The sequence below is a fragment of the Pseudomonas sp. SCB32 genome (assembly GCF_009189165.1).
In the GTDB taxonomy this organism is placed as follows: Bacteria; Pseudomonadota; Gammaproteobacteria; order Pseudomonadales; family Pseudomonadaceae; genus Pseudomonas.
This window is the reverse complement of record NZ_CP045118.1, coordinates 4,514,877-4,531,621: the sequence shown is the minus strand read 5'-3', so window position 1 is coordinate 4,531,621 and position 16,745 is coordinate 4,514,877. Positions and strand designations below refer to the sequence as shown.

Sequence of the window (16,745 nt, the reverse complement as noted above, 5' to 3'; positions counted from 1 at the left end):
CGACCGGCCCGAGCAAGAAGAAAGGCCGGCGCTGTGAGCGGTGCACCGTGGGGCACCGTGGGGAAGGGTAGACACGATGGTACAGGTGAGAGCGCACCAGCCGGTCAATACCGACGGCAGCATCAACCTCGAGGCCTGGCTGGACCATGTCCAGACCCTGGTCCCGGTACTGGATCGCAAGGTCCTGCTGGACGCGTGCGAATTTGCCCGCGAGGTGGAAAGCAAGGCGGTCCGCAAGGCGGACAACTCCTGGGCGGACGGCACCTCCAGCTTCCAGACGGGCCTGGAGATCGCCGAGATCCTGGCGGACCTCAAGCTTGACCAGGAGTCCCTGGTCGCGGCGGTGATCTACCGTGGCGTGCGCGAGGGCAAGACCAGTCTGGAAGAGGTCCAGCAACGCTTCGGCGCGGTGGTCGCCAAGCTGATCGAAGGCGTGCTGCGCATGGCTGCGATCAGCACCAGCCTCAGTCCCCGGCAGTCCCTGGTGCTTGGCACCCAGGCGCAGATCGAGAACCTGCGCAAGATGCTGGTGGCCATGGTTGATGACGTCCGCGTCGCCTTGATCAAGCTGGCCGAGCGCACCTGCGCGATCCGCGCGGTGAAGAACGGCGACGATGAAAAACGCATGCGGGTCGCCCGCGAGGTGTTCGACATCTACGCGCCGCTGGCCCATCGCCTGGGCATCGGCCACATCAAATGGGAGCTGGAGGACCTGTCCTTCCGCTACCTGGAACCCGACCAGTACAAGCAGATCGCCAAGCTGCTGCACGAGCGCCGGCTGGACCGCGAGCAATACATCGCCACCGTGATGCAGCAGCTCAAGGACGCCCTGGCCGCCACCGGCATCAAGGCCGACCTCTCCGGGCGCGCCAAGCACATCTATTCCATCTGGCGGAAGATGCAGCGCAAGGGCCTGGATTTCAGCCAGATCTACGACGTGCGCGCCGTACGCGTGCTGGTACCGGAAATGCGCGACTGCTACACCGCGCTGGGTATCGTGCACACCCTCTGGCGGCACATCCCCAAGGAATTCGACGACTACATCGCCAACCCCAAGGAAAACGGCTATCGCTCGCTGCACACCGCAGTGATCGGCCCCGAAGGCAAGGTGCTGGAAGTGCAGATCCGCACCCACGCCATGCACGAAGAAGCCGAGCTGGGCGTATGTGCGCACTGGCGTTACAAGGGCACCGACGTCAAGGCCAGCTCCAACCACTACGAAGAGAAGATTTCCTGGCTACGCCAGGTACTCGAGTGGCACGAGGAACTGGGCGACATCGGCGGTCTCGCGGAACAGCTGCGGGTGGATATCGAGCCCGACCGGGTCTACGTCTTCACCCCGGATGGCCACGCCATCGACCTGCCCAAGGGCTCGACCCCGCTGGACTTCGCCTACCGCGTGCACACCGAGGTCGGCCACAACTGCCGTGGCGCCAAGATCAACGGCCGCATCGTGCCGCTGAACTACAGCCTGCAGACCGGCGAGCAGGTGGAAATCATCACCGGCAAGCAGAGCGGGCCGAGTCGTGACTGGCTAAACCAGAACCTGGGTTACGTCACCACCTCCAGGGCGCGGGCGAAGATCGTCCACTGGTTCAAGCTGCAGGCGCGCGACCAGAACGTCGCCGCCGGCAAGGCCATGCTCGAACGCGAACTGGGTCGCCTGGCGCTGCCGCCGGTGGACTTCGAGAAGCTCGCCGAGAAAGCCAACTACAAGACCGGCGAAGACCTCTTCGCCGCCCTGGGCGCCGGTGACCTGCGTCTGGCGCACGTGGTCAGCTACGCACAGCAGCTGGTGGAGCCGGAGCGCGGCAGCGAGCAGCTCGAGCTCATCCCGCGCAAGCCGAGCAAGATCGGCCACGGCAAGCGTGGCGACATCCAGATCCAGGGCGTCGGCAACCTGCTCACGCAGATGGCCGGCTGCTGCCAGCCGCTGCCGGGCGACCCGATCGTCGGCTACATCACCCTCGGCCGTGGCGTGACCATTCACCGCCAGGACTGCGCCACCGCGCTGCAACTGGCCGGTCGCGAGCCGGAGCGGATCATCCAGGTGAGCTGGGGCCCGGTGCCGGTCAGCACCTATCCGGTGGATATCATCATCCGCGCCTACGACCGCTCCGGCCTGCTGCGCGACGTCTCCCAGGTGCTGCTCAACGAGCGCATCAACGTGCTGGCGGTGAACACCCGCTCGGACAAGGAAGACAACACCGCCGTGATGCGCCTGACCATCGAGATCCCCGGACTCGATGCCCTGGGGCGCCTGCTGGCGCGGGTATCCCAGCTGCCCAACATCATCGAGGCGCGCCGCGACCGCGCGGGTGGCAAGGATGTATAAGCTCGACGACCTGCTGTACCTGATGGCCCGTCTGCGCGACCCGCAGAACGGTTGCCCCTGGGACCTGAAGCAGAGCTACGCGACCATCGTTCCCTACACTCTCGAAGAAGCCTACGAGGTCGCCGACGCCATCGAGCGCGGTGACTTCGTCCACCTGCGCGAGGAGCTGGGCGACCTGCTGTTCCAGGTCGTCTACTACGCGCAGCTGGCGCGCGAGGAAGGGCGCTTCGAGTTCGACGCGGTGGTCGACGGTATTACCCGCAAGCTGGTCCGCCGGCACCCCCACGTATTCCCCGACGGTGACCTTTACGGCGAGCCGGACCCGGCGAAACTGGAGGAGGCGGCGGTCAAGCAGCGCTGGGAAGAGCTGAAAGCCGAGGAGCGCGCCGCCAAGGCTGCCGAGCCGGTCCAGCTGTCCCTGCTGGATGACGTGCCCAACGCACTGCCCGCCTTGAGCCGCGCCAACAAGTTGCAGAAGCGGGCCTCCCAGGTCGGCTTCGACTGGGCCGATGCCCTGCCGGTGGTGGACAAGGTCCGCGAGGAACTGGACGAGGTGCTCGAAGCCATGGCCGGTGGCGACACCGAGGCCCAGGCGGAAGAGGTGGGCGACCTGCTGTTCGTGGTGGTCAACCTGGCGCGCAAGCTCAAGGTCGACCCGGAAACCGCCCTGCGCGCGGCCAACGCCAAGTTCGAACGACGCTTCCGCTACATCGAGACAGCCCTGCGCGATCAGGGCCGCAACCTCGAAGGCACCAGCCTGGAAGAAATGGACGAGCTCTGGGGCGCGGCCAAGCGCGACGAGAAGAACCCGCTCAGCTGCGGATAAGTTCTTCCACCCATGAAAAAGCCCCGCAAACGCGGGGCTTTTTCATGGGGCTTCCTGTAGGAGCGGGCCATGCCCGCGATCGCGCGCATGGCGCGCTCCTACACGAACAGTTAGCCGAACATCCAGCGCAGCAGCCACACCAGCAGCACCACCGCGAGGATCGGGCGACCGATGCGGTAGGCCTTCGGATAACGGCGCTTGAACACCTTTACCTTGCTGCCCACGGCGTCGCCGAGGCGAATCAGTACCGAGTAGGCCTGGTTGATCCCGCCAACACGCTCGCCCTCGACGTTCTGCGGCGCGGTGGCGCGGCCGAGGAAGGCGCTGACGCGGCGGTTGATGCGGGTCAGCAGCGAGGACTTGAGGGGGCGCTCGATGTCGCAGAAGAGGATCAGGCGCGATTCGTCGGTTTCGTTCTTCACCCAGTGGACGAAGGTCTCGTCGAACATCACGTCGTGGCCATCTCGCCAGGCGTAGGGTTGGCCGTCGACGAAGATGCGGCACTCTTCAGAGTTCGGCGTGGCAAGGCCCAGGTGGTAGCGCAGCGAGCCGGCATAGGGGTCGCGGTGCTTGTTCAGATGGCTGCGCGGCGGCAGGCGGGTGAACATCGCACCCTTGACGTTGGGGATGCTGCTGACCAGCTCCACGGTCTTGGGGCAGAGCTGCTGCGCCGAGGGCAGGGGGCCGTCGTACCAGGTCAGGTAGAAGCGGGTCCAGCCCTTCTTGAAGAAGGAGCCGAAGCCGGCCTCGTTGTTGTTCAGGGCATCGCGGATGTAGCCCTCGTCGAACAGCTTCTCGGCTTCCTCGCGGATCATCTGCCAGTTGTCGCGCAGCTTGTCCAGCTCGGGGAAGTGCTCGCGGTCCAGGTACGGCTTGGAAGGCACGCTGGAGTTCAGATACATCAGCGAGTTGTACGGGGCGAACCACGCGGAATGGTTCACCACCTGACGCAGGAAGGGCAGTCGCACCTTGCCGCGCAGGTGCACGTAGAGGATGGCGACAAGGAATATGGCAAGAATCGCGAGAACGATGAACTTGATCATGGGGGCCCTGGATGAGTGAAATCGAGCTGGGCTCTTGCGCAGCGCACGCACAGGCCCGAGGATTATACCCACTGTGGCGGGCGCGCAAAGCCTTGTGCCATCAGTAAAGTTGCCCCGCGTCAATCAAGGATTGTCGAGAGTCTTATCGAATGAGCATGTCGTTACGTGACCAGCTGATGAAAGCCGGGCTGGTCAGCGAGAAGCAGGCCAAGCAGGCCGGCAAGCAGAAGCAGAAGCAGCAGCGCCTGGAGCACAAGGGCCAGGTGGAGAAGGATGACAGTCAGCGTCAGGCCGCCCTTCAGGCGCAGGCCGAGAAGCAGTCCCGCGATGCCGAGTTGAATCGCCAGCAGCAGGAAAAGGCTGACAAGAAAGCCAGAACCGCCCAGATCAAACAACTGATCGAAGGCACGCGTCTGCCGAAACTGGAGACTGAGGACTACTACAACTTCGTCGACGCGAAGAAGGTCAAGCGTATTGCGGTGAATGACCTGATCCGCGACAAGTTGAGCCGCGGCAGCCTGGCCATCGTCAGCTACGACGGCCGCTACGAGATCGTCCCGCGTGACGCGGCGCTGCGCATCAAGGAGCGCGACGAGCGTCGCATCGTGCTGCTCAACGAGCCCAGCGGCGAACCGGACGATGACGATCCGTACAAGGATTACGTGGTGCCCGACGACCTCATGTGGTAAGGCCGTCCCGGCCGGACTTCAGGCCGGGTTCAGCACTACCCCTGCCAAGCGCGCCGCCGCAGCCGTGGCCTGATGGCGCGCAGACGATCCAGCCGGTATTCCGGCTGGTGTCGTCCGCTCGTACTCCTGCGCAGTGCATCCTTTGCCCGCCGCGATCGCGTGGTGAGAGCAGGATCTCAAACCGCCCCGCACTTCAGGCGCGGCAATCTCCTGGTAACTCTGGGCAAGCCCCTCTGTTCCCGGATGGCGGGCCCGTTACTTGAGGTCAGCGATGGCGGCGCCGAAGTTCAGGTGCAGCACCTGACCATCGACCACCAGGGCGGGCACCGATCTGACTCCGGCAGCTTCCGCCTCGGCGATGCGCGGCGCCTGTTCGCCCAGGTGCACCACTTCCACGTCCCGGTTCAACAGCGGCAGCAGTGCGCGTTCAGCTTCGACGCAGACGGGGCAACCGGCATGGTAATAGACGGCGTTGTTCATGATTCCTTCTCCTGACCAGTTATGTATCGAATCGATACCAGCTCAGTCTGCGAGTGCGAACTGGCTTCTGTCAAACTGGTTTTTGATCGATACTATCTGTCGGGAGGATTAGCCCATGACCGATACGAGCCTTTACGACTACCTCGAACGCATCGCCAGCCTGATGCGCGCCTGGGCCCGCGAGCAGCCGCTGATGGCCGATCTGCAGCCGATCCAGTTGAGTGCGCTGAACTACCTGGCGCGCTGCAATCGTTATTCGAATACCCCGCTGGCAGTTACGGATTACCTTGGGCTGACCAAGGGGACGGTGTCGCAATCCTTGAAGGCGCTGGAGGCGAAAGGGCTGATTCGCAAGCGTCCGGATGCGCAGGATCGGCGCAGCGTGCACCTGGAGCTGACGGCGGCGGGACAGGGAATGATCGAGTCGCTGGTACCACCGGCTTTCCTCCGTCGTGCGGAAGATGCCCTGGGTGAGCGTGGCGAGCTTCTGGTGGTGCTGTTGCGCGAACTGCTGGCGACCATCCAGCGCCAGGAGGATGTGCCGGGCTTCGGCCTGTGCCGTACCTGTCGCTTCCACCAGCGTCTGGACGAAGGCGCGCACTGCGGACTCACCGGCGAACACCTGGAGCCTCGCGAGGGCGAGTTGATCTGCCGCGAGCACCGCGCCCCCGACGAGGCGGCCTGAATCGCAGGCATGAAAAAGCCGGGCATCTGCCCGGCTTTTTCATGCCACGCGGAGAACGCTATCAGAAGCGATAGGTCATCTGCGCGGTCAGGCCGTTGGCGCTGTTGTCGTACTTGGCGCTGTAGGCCGGCTGCAGTGCGTTGCCTTCCTGGTTGACGCTGGCAGTGTCTTCCCAGAGGTAGGCGTAGGCGACGTCGACGGTCAGGTCCGGGTTCGGCGACCAGCCGGCACCGAAGGTGACGATCTGGCGGTCGCCCACCGGGATGCGCACGTTGCGGTACTTGTTGTTGGTCGGCGACGGATCGTAGGCGTAGCCGGTACGCAGGACCCATTCCGGGGTCAGCTGGTAGGAGGCGCCGACCGAACCGGACCAGGTGTCATCCCACTTCAGGTCTTCGCCGATGGTGTTGAAGCCCAGGGCCTGGCCCAGCGGCGGGACGCCACTGTTGTTCACCTCGATCTTTTCCAGGCGGCTCCAGCGAGTCCAGACGGCACCGATGTAGCCGGTCCACTTGTCGTCGAACTTGTGGGTGAAGGAGGTATCCACGGACTCCGGCAGGGTGATGTCCAGCTTGGCGTCGTAGGAGCCGTTCAGGCCCAGAGCGCTGGGAGCGTTCTTGACCTTGGTGTGGCCGTCAAGGTGGTAGTCGACCTTGGAGTGGTAGGTCATACCCCAGGTGGTGTCTTCGGCCAGATCGACCATCACGCCGATGTTGTAGCCCAGCGCGGTGTCGTCACCCTTGATGTCGATGTGGGTGTCGCCCTGGGCGCCGGCGATGCCGTTGGTGGCCAGGTCGTTCTTCAGCTGACCATCGATGCGGTTGATGGTCGGGCCGAAGCCGACGGAAACCTTGTCGTTGATCTTGTAGGCCACGGTCGGCTGCAGGGTGATGACCTGAACCTTGCTGTAGGAGCCGTGGTAGCTGCCCTGGAAGCCACTTTCGTAGTCGTTGATGATGCCGTAGGGGACATACATGCCGAAGCCGAAGGTGAAGTCGTCGTTGATCGGCGTGGAGAAGTAGCCGAACGGCACGGCGGCCAGGGGCACGGAGTCGCCCTTGTTGGTGCCCGGGTGCGGACTGCTGGCCTGGCTGATGTCGTCCTTCGCGTCGACGATGGCGAGACCGCCGCTGACTTCGGTGCGCTTGAGCTTGGACAGACCGGCCGGGTTGCCGTAGACGGTGCTGGCGTCGAGCGCGGAGGAGGCGCGGCCTGCGTAAGCGGTACCAGCGCCACTGGCGCTTTGCTCGTTGATCGCGATGCCGTTGGCCAGTGCCTGGGCAGAGGCGGCGCTAATGGTCAGAGCAAGCGTGGTCTTGAGCCATGTTGTTTTCATTGTAAGAGCAACTCCTGTGTTTAACGCCGCGCAAGCTACCAAGATTCCCAGGTCTTGGGTAGCCTCCGGAAAGCGCTCTATTTTGGGCTTCAAAGCTCAAACAAGCGTTCTATCGGCATCGCTGCCGTTCGTCGCGGACGGAGAGAAATTCATGACTGAATGGTCAGTTGGGGACTGAATGCTTCGCTCAGGCCACCTGGCCGAGATTGCCGATGTAGCTGTGCCAGGCGTCGACGAAATCGTGCAGGCGCCCGTGGGGTTGGAATACCCGACGCCAGACCCGGGCCAGGCCCAGCGGATCGTTGGCATGGGGCAGGGGGATGCGCTCGGCCTCGACCATCATCCAGGCAATGGCCGTGCTGTAGCGCAGGTTGACGGTGAGCTCCAGGTGCGGGGCGTCGAGGAAGGCGTGCTGACTGGCCAGCCCGCGAACCCGGCTAGCCAGCTCCGGGTCGCAGGCCAGATAGCAGTCCCAGAGACTCTGGTGACGGTTCTCACCGATGCGGTACAGCCCGTGGCCATGGCTGTCGCCCAGCGCACTCCCCAGCGCCGATTGACAGGCTGCTGCCCCCAGCAGCAGTGCTTCCGCCGCAATACTGTGCCGTCCCAGATAGTGCAAGGTGGGCCGGATTACGTAGTGGCACAGGTCGTTGGCGGCAATTCCCATGACATCCTCGTCCTCGGTGACCGGCGGGGCGGGGCGACTTGGCAGCTTCTAATGATTTTCCTGGCCCCGCCGGGAGCGTACTTAGCCGCTCGATTTGAAGTGTAGTGCGATAATTGTGCTGTAAAGGTCTGTTTTTAAATTGTTTTGATGGCGCAGGAATAATCCATATTCCGTCCGGAAATTAGATGCTGGGCGGCAACTCGGGCATGGCGTCCAGTTTTTCCTCAGCCTCCTCGTGCCCCTGTTCCGCGGCGCGTTGGTACCAGAGACGGGCCTGGGCCGGATTCTTCGCCACCCCGCGACCCTTGGCGTAGCTCTCGGCCACGGCGAACTGGGCATCCACGTCGCCCTGCTCGGCGGATTTGCGGTACAGCTCGAAGGCTTTCTTGTAGCTGCGGGTCACCCCGGTGCCGTTGTCGTACATGATCGCCAGGTTGTACTCGGCGTCCTTGTCGTCCTGGTCGACGGCCTTCTGGTACCAGTACACGGCCTTCTCCGCGCTCTGCTCCACGCCGTCGCCGCTGTCGTAGGCGTTGCCCAGGTTGTACTGGGCGCAGGCGTGCCCCTGTTCGGCCGCCTTCTGGTACCAGTACGCCGCCTGCTCGTAACTCTGCTCGAACTCATCGCTGCCCGCGTCGTATTCCAGGCCGAGGCTGTACTGGGCCGTGGCGTGGCCGGCGTTGGCCGCCGCCACCAATTCGTCGCCGTAGAGGTCGGACCATTGGTCGACGATGGAGCAGGGCGTCGCTTCCAGCGGGGCGGCCTGAATCGGTGTGGCGACCCACAGGCACAGCAGCGCGCTGGCGAGCAGGGTGTGGCGGAAACAGCGGGGCATCAGTTCACTCCTTTGAAAAATGGGCATGAGTCTGACGCATGCCCAGGTACCTATCCATCGGAACACAAGGTCACAGCGTGACCTGCCTTCCGTTTTCATTGCGCGATGGTGAATCAGTCGCCTTTGGCCACCGGGCGTTTCGCATCGGTGATCCATTCGCTCCAGGAGCCGGCGTACAGGCGCCCCAGCGGGTAGCCGGCCAGGCTCATGGCGAACAGATTGTGGCAGGCGGTGACGCCTGAGCCGCAATAGGCCACCAGGTCTTGCGCCGGGCGGCCGCGCAGCAGGCTGGCGAAGCGCTGGTGCAGATGCTCCGGACGCAGGAAGCGGCCATCGTTGCCGAGGTTGTCGGTGAAGGCCGCGCACTGGGCGCCGGGGATGTGGCCGGCGACCGGGTCGATGGGTTCCACCTCGCCACGGAAGCGCGGCAGCCCGCGGGCGTCCACCAGCGGCAGGTCCGGCTCGCCCAGTCGCTTGCCGAGGGCATCGGCGTCGATCAGCAGGCTGTTGTCCGGCTTGCCCCGGAAGTCGCCAGGGCGCACGGGCGTCTCGGCGGTGGTCAGGCGCAGGCCGGCGGTGCGCCAGGCGGTAAGGCCGCCATCGAGCAGGTAGACGCCTTCTCGTTTGCCCAGCCATGCCAGCAGCCACCACGCGCGGGCGGCGAAGGCGCCGGGACCGTCGTCATAGAGCACCACTTCGCTTTCCGCGTTCAGCCCCCAGGTGCGCAGGCGTTCCAGCAACTTGTGCGGGTCGGGCAGCGGATGGCGGCCGGTCACGCCGGGGACGACGGGGGAGGAGAGGTCCTTGTTGAGGTCGGCGAAGTGGGCGCCGGGAATGTGGTTTTCCTGATAGCTGCGCGCCCCATAGCCGGGATCGTCGAGGGAGAAGCGGCAGTCGAGCAGGACAAGATTCGGGTCATCGAGGCGGGCGGCCAGTTGCTCGGGCGTGAGCAGTCGGGCGTAGGTCATGGGCGCATTCCTGTGTCGTGACGGGGCTTTGGCGCATCATAAGGCTTGTATCGCGAACAAGTTACTGTCGGTGGGGAATTGGCGAAAATGCTCAATCTGCAACCCGAGCCGCGCAAGGCCGGCCCGCTGCGCGTCGCCCTGGTGGGGCTGGCGACCGTCCTGATCACCCTGGGCTACAGCGTCCGTGTGCTGGCGCTCGGCGCCGTTGGCCGGCTGCGTCGCGGCAAGGTCGATGGCTTCACCCGCGACTGGTCGGGAAGCCTGCTGCGTCTGACCGGAGCGCGCCTGAGCCGCCACGGTGAAGTGCCGGACTTCGGCGATGGCCGCCGCTACATGATCCTTTGCACCCACTCCAGCTTCTACGACATTCCGGCGATCTTCGTGACCATGCCCGGCTCGGTCCGCATGCTGGCGAAGAAGGAGCTGTTCGCGGTGCCGGTCTGGGGCGCGGCGATGCGTGCGGCGGAGTTCCCCTCCATCGACCGGCACAACCGCCACCAGGCCATCGCCGACCTGGCCAGGGCGCGGGAAATGATGGAAAGCGGCATCGTGCTGTGGGCCGCGCCCGAGGGCACCCGCTCGAAGGACGGCAAGTTGCAGCCGTTCAAGAAAGGCTGCTTCCGGCTGGCGCAGCAGACCGATGCGGTCATCGTCCCGGTGGCGATTCGCGGCATCCAGCAGCTGCTGCCGGTCGGTGGACTGAAGCTGAATCTGGGCATGCCGGTGGAAGTGCACGTGGGTGCGCCAATCGACTCCACCGGATTTGCCGAGCAGGGCGTGGACGCGCTGATGGCCGAAGTGCGCGGGCGCATGCTGGAGCTGCTGGAGCCCTCCGCCGCGTCCGCACCGGCGCCTGCCCTGAAGGAACAGACGCCCGTCTGAGGCGTCAGTGCAGCTGGAGCCTTCAGCGCAAGGGCAGCCGGCCGATGCGGTCGTTCTCCAGGCTGCCCAGGTAGAGCACGCCGTGCACCGGCTTCACCGAGGTGACCATGCGCAGGTGCTGGCCGCTGGTGTCATGCAGGCTGCGCACGATCTCGCCCTTCTCGTTCACCTGGATCACCAGGCCGTAAGGCACCGGCTTGGGCAGGACGGCGCGCGGCAGCTTGGTGAGTTGTCGCTTCAGCCAGGGCAGCTGCTGGATCAGGTCGGCATCCGCCTTGCGCGGCGAGGGCAGGGCGACCCAGAAGGTACCGTTGCGATCGCTGGCGAGGTTGTCCGGCAGGCCCGGCAGGTTGTCGATGAAGACGTCGTGCTGGCCGGCCTTCTCGCCCTTGAGCCAATAGCGGGTGATGCGGTAGCGGTAGGTCTCGTTGACCAGCACGAAGTCCTCGTTCTGCGAAAGCGCCACGCCGTTGGCGAAGTACAGGTCCTTGAGCAGTGTCTCGGTCTTGCCGGTGGCCGGGTCGTAGCGCAGTAGGCGGCCGTGGGGGCGGGCTTCGAGCAGGTCGAGGATGTAGTCCGGCTGGTGGAAACGGCTGGATGCATCGCTGAAATAGATGCGTCCGTCGCTGGCGATGTCCAGGTCGTCGGTGAAGGCGAAGGGAACGCCGTCAACGGAATCGGTCAGTACACGGATCTGACCTTGCGGATCGATCTGCAGCAGGCCCTTCCAGGCGTCGGCGACGATCAGGTTGCCGGCTTTATCGAAGGCCAGACCCAGTGGCCGGCCTCCGGTCTCGACGAAGGTCTGCGCCTTGCCGTCCGCGCCGATGCGCACGATGCGGCCGTCCTCCAGGCCGGCGAAGACGCGCCCCTGGCTGTCTACGGCGGTATCCTCCGGCCCGACGATCTGCCCCTGGGCAATCAGCTCGGCCCTCATCAGGGTGTCGTTGGGCTCCATCACGCCGGTCATCGGCGGGGCCTTCGGCGGTGTCCACGCCAGCGGGTCGATGGGACTGGGGGTGACTGCCAGGTAGATGGCCAGGGCGGCGACCAGCAGGACGATCAGCCCGAAAAGCTTCTTCATGGGGAGTTGCCTTATTGTTGTTATGGGGCGGGCCCAGCCTAGTCCTTGCTCCGGGCTCGACACAGACTGATGGCCGAGCGGAATGCTCGCACATCATGCATCTCTATATAATGCGCGCACCGAAACGAAGGAGATGTTCGTGACCGCTCTCGATATTCAGTGGATTCGCGACGATGCCAGCCTGGCGCGCAAATGCCAGGACTGGAAAGAACTGCCGTACCTCGCGCTCGATACCGAGTTCATGCGTGTCGATACCTTCTACCCCGGAGCTGGCCTGGTGCAGGTGGGCGACGGCAGTGGCGTGTGGCTGATCGACCCGCTGCTGATCCGCGACTGGTCGCCATTCGCCGCCGTGCTGGAGTCGCCGGTGGTGGTCAAGGTGTTCCACGCCTGTGGCGAGGACCTGGAGGTCTTCCTGCGCCTGACCGGCAGCCTGCCGCAGCCGCTGTTCGACACCCAGCTGGCCGCCGCCTACCTGGGCATGCCGCACTCGATGGGCTACTCGAAGCTGGTGCTGGAGATCCTCGGTATCGACCTGCCCAAGGACGAGACCCGTTCCGACTGGCTGCAGCGTCCGTTGACCGAGATGCAGGTGCGCTACGCCGCCGAGGACGTACAGCACCTGGCCGAGGTCTACGTGAAGCTGGCGCCACGCCTGAGTGACGAGAAGCTGCAGTGGCTGCTGGCCGACGGCGCGGACCTGACCGCCAACCAGACCCGTGTCAGCGACCCGCAGGAGGCCTACCTCGATGTGAAGCTGGCGTGGAAGCTCAATCGCCAGCAACTGGCCGTGCTGCGTGAACTGTGCGCCTGGCGCGAAGAGCAGGCCCGCGTGCGCAACCAGCCGCGCAACCGCGTGCTGCGCGAACACACCCTGTGGCCGCTGGCGCGCTTCCAGCCCGCCGACAAGGTCGCCCTGGCGCGCATCGATGATATGCACCCGCGCACCGTCCGCCAGGATGGCGATATCCTGATCGCACTGATCGCCCACGCGGCGAAGCTGCCGGAAGCCGATCGCCCCGAAACGCTGCCTGAACCGCTGCCGCGCGAGGTCACCCCAGTGCTCAAGCAGCTGCGCGAAATTGGCCAGAAGGAGGCCGAGCGCCTGAACATGGCTCCAGAGCTGATGTTGCGCAAGAAGGTACTCGAGGCGCTGCTCAAGACCGGCTGGCCGAACGGCCCCTACCAACTGCCCGAGTCGCTGCAGGGCTGGCGCCGCGCGCTGATGGGCCAGGCCTTGCTGGACAGCCTTGCCGTCCAGACCCACGAATAACGCGGAAAGACACACCATGAAACGCATTTGCTCTATCTACAAGAGTCCGCGCAAGAACGAGATGTACCTGTACGTCGACAAGCGCGAGGCGCTGTCGCGCGTGCCCGAAGGGCTGATCGCCGCGTTCGGCCCGCCGCAGCACACCTTCGACCTGGTGCTCAGCCCGGAACGCCAACTGGCCCGCGAGGACATCCACAAGGTCCTGGAAAACATCGAGAAGCAGGGTTACCACCTGCAGATGCCGCCGGGTGAAGAGGAGTACATCGAGCACCTGCCCGAGGAGCTGCTGCGGATGAACGATCCGCTCTGAAGCCTTGCTGTAGCGCAACTCCCCTCGAGCCGCGAGCGGGTGCAGTGGTGGCACTGTGCAAGTTCGCGGCTTGAGCGCATTATGCGTCGAGAAAGGATGCAATGGAGCGGAACGCTTGGTCTCTAGCTGTGTCTATAGCCGCCTGTCTTCCCTCAACTGATGCTGATATCAACGGGAAGTTCTCCTGAAGCGAGTCCAGATGCGCCAGCCGGAAACGTCCCACCGATCGAAGCGAAGGTCCTGAATCATGCGCCTGCTCGTTCTCGATCGTGATCATGCCCTCTATGCCGCCCTGATCATGGCGGCGGAACCGCGAATCTCGGTGGTTTCCGGCGACAAGCCGGACCGCCTCCTCGAAGCTGCCGCCGAATGCCCCGTCTGGCTCGCCCAACCCGATTTCGCCGCGCAACTGCTGCGCCAGGGCGTACACCCGGTATGGATCCAGTCCAGCTGGGCCGGCATTACCCCATTGCTGGCGAACGATCTGCCCAAGGACTACGCGCTGACCCGTGCCGTGGGTATCTTCGGCCAGGTCATGACCGAATACCTGCTCACGTACCTGCTCGCCCACGAGCGGCAGATGCTCGGCCGCCTGGCCAGCCAGGTCGGCGTGCAGTGGGATGATCGCCTGCCCGGTACGCTCTACGGCCGCCAGGTACTGATAGTCGGGACCGGCGAGATCGGCCAGGCGGTGGCGCACATGCTGGCGCCGTTCGGCGTGGAGCTGGTGGGCGTGGCGAAGAACCCACGGCCGCTGTTGCCGTTCAGCCGGGTCGGCGGATTGGAGGATCTGCCGCGCCTGGTACAGACCGCCGACTACGTGGTGAACCTGCTGCCGGACACCGCGCATACCCGCGATATCTATAACCTGCCGCTGTTCAACCGAATGAAGCCGACCGCCTTGTTCATCAACGCCGGGCGTGGCAACTCGGTGGTCGATAACGATCTGGTGATGGCCCTGGAGGCCAACCAGATCGCCGGCGCGGTGATCGATGTCTGCCGCGAAGAGCCGCTGCCGCCGCAGCATGCGTTCTGGCACACGCCGCGCCTGCTGCTCACCGGGCACACTGCCGCACCGACGCTGCCGGGGCCGCTGATCGAACTGTTCCGCGACAACCTCACGCGCTTCTGGGCAGGCCAGGAAATGCGTGGAGAAGTGGATTTCGCGCGCGGTTACTGACCGGTGTGGATATGAAAAAGGCCCCGGATGGGGCCTTTTTCATTGGCTCTTCGTAGGAGCGAGCTTGCTCGCGAACCGCATTGCACCGTGCCTTGCAGGTTCGCGAGCAAGCTCGCTCCTACATAAAGAGAGCCGGTCAGAGCGAGAAATCGCCCTCGGCGACGATTTCCGCCAGTGGGCGGCGGGCATTGGGCACTTCACGGGCCTGCAGGCTTTCGGAGAGGATCGACTTGTCGCCCAGTTTGCCGATGGCGATGACCGCGTGGATTTCGTGGTCCGCCGGCACCTTCAGTTCGCTACGCGCCAGCTCGCGGTCAAAGCCCGCCATGCCGTGCGTGTGCCAGCCGGCCAGGCTCGCCTGCAGTGCCATGAAGCCCCAGGCCGAGCCAGTGTCGAAGCTGTGCCACAGCGCCGGTTTCTCTTCGCTGGAGCCGGGCGGGGCGAAGGTGGTCTTGGACAACACGACCACCAGCGCCGAGGCGTTCTGCGCCCAGCCACGGTTGAACTCGCCCAGCAGGTTCAGGTAGCGCTGCCAGTTCGGCGTGTCGCGGCGCGCATAGAGGAAGCGCCAGGGCTGCGAGTTGAACGAGGAGGGCGCCCAGCGCGCGGCCTCGATGAAGCTCAGCAGGGTGGTTTCGGGAATGGCTTCGCCGCTGAAGGCGCGGGGCGACCAGCGATTGATGAATTGCGGGTCGATCGGGTGCTCGGCAACGCGGGGGTTGGCGCTCATGGTGGCTCCTGTGACTGCTTGGGACATGCCGATGGTGCCGTGGACGGCCGGGCATCGCGGATGGGACGGGTGGCGCGGCGGCGGATGACCGCTGGCGGGTCGCGCGGCACGTGGTGGCACGTGTGGCGGACCAGGCCCGTGGGGCGCCCAAACTAACCAGCGCGGCACGCTCTGGCAAGCACCGCGCGGTCAATGGTCGCCTGCGCTTGGCCTGGGCGCGCTACGGGCTTAGACTTTGCGCCCCGTGAAACAGCCCCTGTACAAAAAATGGCCGCAAAAGTCGAACCCTTCTGGAAACGCAAGACCCTCGACCAGCTCGATCAGGACGAGTGGGAGTCGCTGTGCGACGGTTGCGGCCTGTGCTGCCTGCAGAAGCTGGAAGACGAGGACGACGGCGCCGTCTACTACACACGCATCGCCTGCAAGCTGCTGGACATGAAGACCTGCCGCTGCACCGACTACGCCAACCGCCGCGCCAGTGTGCCCGACTGCATCCAGCTGACTCCGTCCCAGGCCGACGAATTCCAGTGGCTGCCGCCCACCTGCGGCTACCGCCTGGTGGCCGAGCGCAAGGACCTGCCGCTGTGGCACCACCTGGTCTGCGGCGACCCCGACGCCGTACACCACGAGCGCATTTCCCAGTCCGGTCGCATGCTCGCCGAGGGCTCGGTGCCCGAGGATGATTGGGAAGAGCACCTGATCTTCCGCGCCGGCTGATCCTTCCGCCGGCTGGATTGTCGGCGGGGTACGGCGTGGCATTCTTTCCGTGTCGCACCCCGGAGCCGCGCCATGCCCAGCCTCGAAAGCCTCAGCCTGTTCTTCATCGCCACCCTGGCACTCAACCTCACGCCCGGCCCGGACATGCTCTACGTCGCCTCGCGCTCGGCTGCCCAAGGTACCGCGGCGGGCCTGATGTCGACCCTCGGCATCGGCGCGGGCTGTATCGTGCACATGCTGGCGGCAGCGTTTGGCCTGTCGGCGCTGCTGATGATGTCCAGCGTGGCCTTCGGCGTGCTCAAGTGGCTGGGCGCGCTCTATCTGGTCTGGCTCGGCGTGCAACTGATCCGGGGGGCGTGGCGCGAGCAGAAACGTACCGAACTCGAGCCAGCGCGCCTGAGCCGGGTGTTCCTGCAGGGCATGATGGTCAACGTGTTCAACCCCAAGGTGGCGCTGTTCTTCCTCGCCTTCCTGCCGCAGTTCGTTCCCGCCGGCAGCCCGAGCTTCGTCCTGCAGATCCTCTGCCTCGGCCTGCTATTCAACCTCGGCGGCTGCCTGGTGAATGCCGTGGTTTCGGTGGTCGCCGGGCGCGTCGGCAACCGGGTGGGCAGCAACCCGACCTGGCGCCGCTGGCAGCAGAGCGCGTCGGGTGGATTGATCGTCGCCATGGGCGTCGGCCTGGCCTTCAGCGGCCGGCGCTGAGCT

At 65.1% G+C, this 16,745-nt stretch carries 18 protein-coding genes; 10 read left to right on the top strand and 8 right to left on the bottom strand.

Annotated features, from left to right (window positions below):
• The first annotated feature begins 76 nt into the window (after positions 1-76).
• Both relA and mazG read left to right on the top strand, forming a co-directional pair.
• The gene (gene relA / locus GA645_RS20635) at positions 77-2,335 is read left to right on the top strand and encodes a GTP diphosphokinase (protein WP_152224908.1); all 2,259 of its coding nucleotides are present in this window, start codon (positions 77-79) and stop codon (positions 2,333-2,335) included.
• Positions 2,328-3,161: a nucleoside triphosphate pyrophosphohydrolase gene (gene mazG, locus GA645_RS20630; RefSeq protein WP_152224906.1), complete on the top strand. Its 834-nt coding sequence runs from the start codon at positions 2,328-2,330 to the stop codon at positions 3,159-3,161. The genes relA and mazG overlap by 8 nt, the downstream gene beginning before the upstream one ends.
• 110 nt (positions 3,162-3,271) lie before the next feature.
• On the opposite strand, the gene GA645_RS20625 is transcribed toward mazG, so the two are convergent.
• Positions 3,272-4,204: an aspartyl/asparaginyl beta-hydroxylase domain-containing protein gene (locus tag GA645_RS20625; RefSeq protein ID WP_152224904.1), complete on the bottom strand. Its 933-nt coding sequence runs from the start codon at positions 4,202-4,204 to the stop codon at positions 3,272-3,274.
• A 149-nt stretch (positions 4,205-4,353) separates the two neighbouring features.
• On the opposite strand from GA645_RS20625, the gene GA645_RS20620 reads away from it, so the two are divergent.
• Positions 4,354-4,893, top strand: coding sequence for a DUF2058 domain-containing protein (locus tag GA645_RS20620; protein WP_152224902.1), 540 nt, complete (start codon positions 4,354-4,356; stop codon positions 4,891-4,893).
• Positions 4,894-5,148: 255 nt separating this feature from the next.
• Here GA645_RS20620 and GA645_RS20615 read toward each other — a convergent pair whose 3' ends face one another.
• The gene (locus tag GA645_RS20615; protein ID WP_152224900.1) at positions 5,149-5,373 is read right to left on the bottom strand and encodes a thioredoxin family protein; all 225 of its coding nucleotides are present in this window, start codon (positions 5,371-5,373) and stop codon (positions 5,149-5,151) included.
• Between the two features lie 115 nt (positions 5,374-5,488).
• Between GA645_RS20615 and GA645_RS20610 the strand changes: the two genes are divergently transcribed.
• Entirely contained in the window at positions 5,489-6,058 is a 570-nt protein-coding gene (locus tag GA645_RS20610) for a MarR family winged helix-turn-helix transcriptional regulator (protein WP_152224899.1), read from the top strand.
• 61 nt (positions 6,059-6,119) lie between these two features.
• On the opposite strand, the gene GA645_RS20605 is transcribed toward GA645_RS20610, so the two are convergent.
• The 4 genes from GA645_RS20605 to GA645_RS20590 all read right to left on the bottom strand — a co-directional run bounded on the left by GA645_RS20605 (position 6,120) and on the right by GA645_RS20590 (position 9,864).
• Positions 6,120-7,394, bottom strand: a complete 1,275-nt coding sequence (locus GA645_RS20605; protein ID WP_152224897.1) for an outer membrane protein transport protein — start codon at positions 7,392-7,394, stop codon at positions 6,120-6,122.
• Between the two features lie 187 nt (positions 7,395-7,581).
• The gene (locus GA645_RS20600; RefSeq protein WP_152224895.1) at positions 7,582-8,061 is read right to left on the bottom strand and encodes a hypothetical protein; all 480 of its coding nucleotides are present in this window, start codon (positions 8,059-8,061) and stop codon (positions 7,582-7,584) included.
• Between the two features lie 181 nt (positions 8,062-8,242).
• A complete protein-coding gene (locus GA645_RS20595; RefSeq protein WP_152224893.1) occupies positions 8,243-8,896 on the bottom strand; it encodes a tetratricopeptide repeat protein in 654 nt (217 codons plus the stop codon).
• Positions 8,897-9,009: 113 nt separating this feature from the next.
• On the bottom strand, positions 9,010-9,864 hold the full coding sequence (locus GA645_RS20590; RefSeq protein ID WP_152224891.1) for a sulfurtransferase: 855 nt from the start codon (positions 9,862-9,864) through the stop codon (positions 9,010-9,012).
• Positions 9,865-9,951: 87 nt separating this feature from the next.
• Between GA645_RS20590 and GA645_RS20585 the strand changes: the two genes are divergently transcribed.
• Positions 9,952-10,746, top strand: a complete 795-nt coding sequence (locus tag GA645_RS20585; protein WP_152224889.1) for a 1-acyl-sn-glycerol-3-phosphate acyltransferase — start codon at positions 9,952-9,954, stop codon at positions 10,744-10,746.
• Between the two features lie 22 nt (positions 10,747-10,768).
• Here the strand turns inward: GA645_RS20585 and GA645_RS20580 are convergent, their stop codons facing one another.
• Positions 10,769-11,830: an SMP-30/gluconolactonase/LRE family protein gene (locus GA645_RS20580; protein ID WP_152224887.1), complete on the bottom strand. Its 1,062-nt coding sequence runs from the start codon at positions 11,828-11,830 to the stop codon at positions 10,769-10,771.
• Positions 11,831-11,969: 139 nt separating this feature from the next.
• Between GA645_RS20580 and rnd the strand changes: the two genes are divergently transcribed.
• The 3 genes from rnd to GA645_RS20565 all read left to right on the top strand — a co-directional run bounded on the left by rnd (position 11,970) and on the right by GA645_RS20565 (position 14,593).
• The gene (rnd, locus tag GA645_RS20575; RefSeq protein WP_152224885.1) at positions 11,970-13,103 is read left to right on the top strand and encodes a ribonuclease D; all 1,134 of its coding nucleotides are present in this window, start codon (positions 11,970-11,972) and stop codon (positions 13,101-13,103) included.
• A 16-nt stretch (positions 13,104-13,119) separates the two neighbouring features.
• The gene (locus GA645_RS20570; RefSeq protein WP_152224882.1) at positions 13,120-13,413 is read left to right on the top strand and encodes a YcgL domain-containing protein; all 294 of its coding nucleotides are present in this window, start codon (positions 13,120-13,122) and stop codon (positions 13,411-13,413) included.
• Between the two features lie 247 nt (positions 13,414-13,660).
• The gene (locus GA645_RS20565) at positions 13,661-14,593 is read left to right on the top strand and encodes a D-2-hydroxyacid dehydrogenase (RefSeq protein ID WP_152224880.1); all 933 of its coding nucleotides are present in this window, start codon (positions 13,661-13,663) and stop codon (positions 14,591-14,593) included.
• Positions 14,594-14,729: 136 nt separating this feature from the next.
• Here GA645_RS20565 and GA645_RS20560 read toward each other — a convergent pair whose 3' ends face one another.
• Positions 14,730-15,323 carry a nitroreductase family protein gene (locus tag GA645_RS20560; protein WP_152224878.1) on the bottom strand — a complete coding sequence of 198 codons (594 nt, stop codon included), beginning with the start codon at positions 15,321-15,323 and terminating at the stop codon, positions 14,730-14,732.
• Positions 15,324-15,590: 267 nt separating this feature from the next.
• Between GA645_RS20560 and GA645_RS20555 the strand changes: the two genes are divergently transcribed.
• Both GA645_RS20555 and GA645_RS20550 read left to right on the top strand, forming a co-directional pair.
• Positions 15,591-16,040, top strand: a complete 450-nt coding sequence (locus tag GA645_RS20555; protein WP_152224876.1) for a YcgN family cysteine cluster protein — start codon at positions 15,591-15,593, stop codon at positions 16,038-16,040.
• Between the two features lie 72 nt (positions 16,041-16,112).
• Positions 16,113-16,742, top strand: a complete 630-nt coding sequence (locus tag GA645_RS20550) for a LysE family translocator (RefSeq protein ID WP_152224875.1) — start codon at positions 16,113-16,115, stop codon at positions 16,740-16,742.
• Positions 16,743-16,745: the final 3 nt, after the last annotated feature.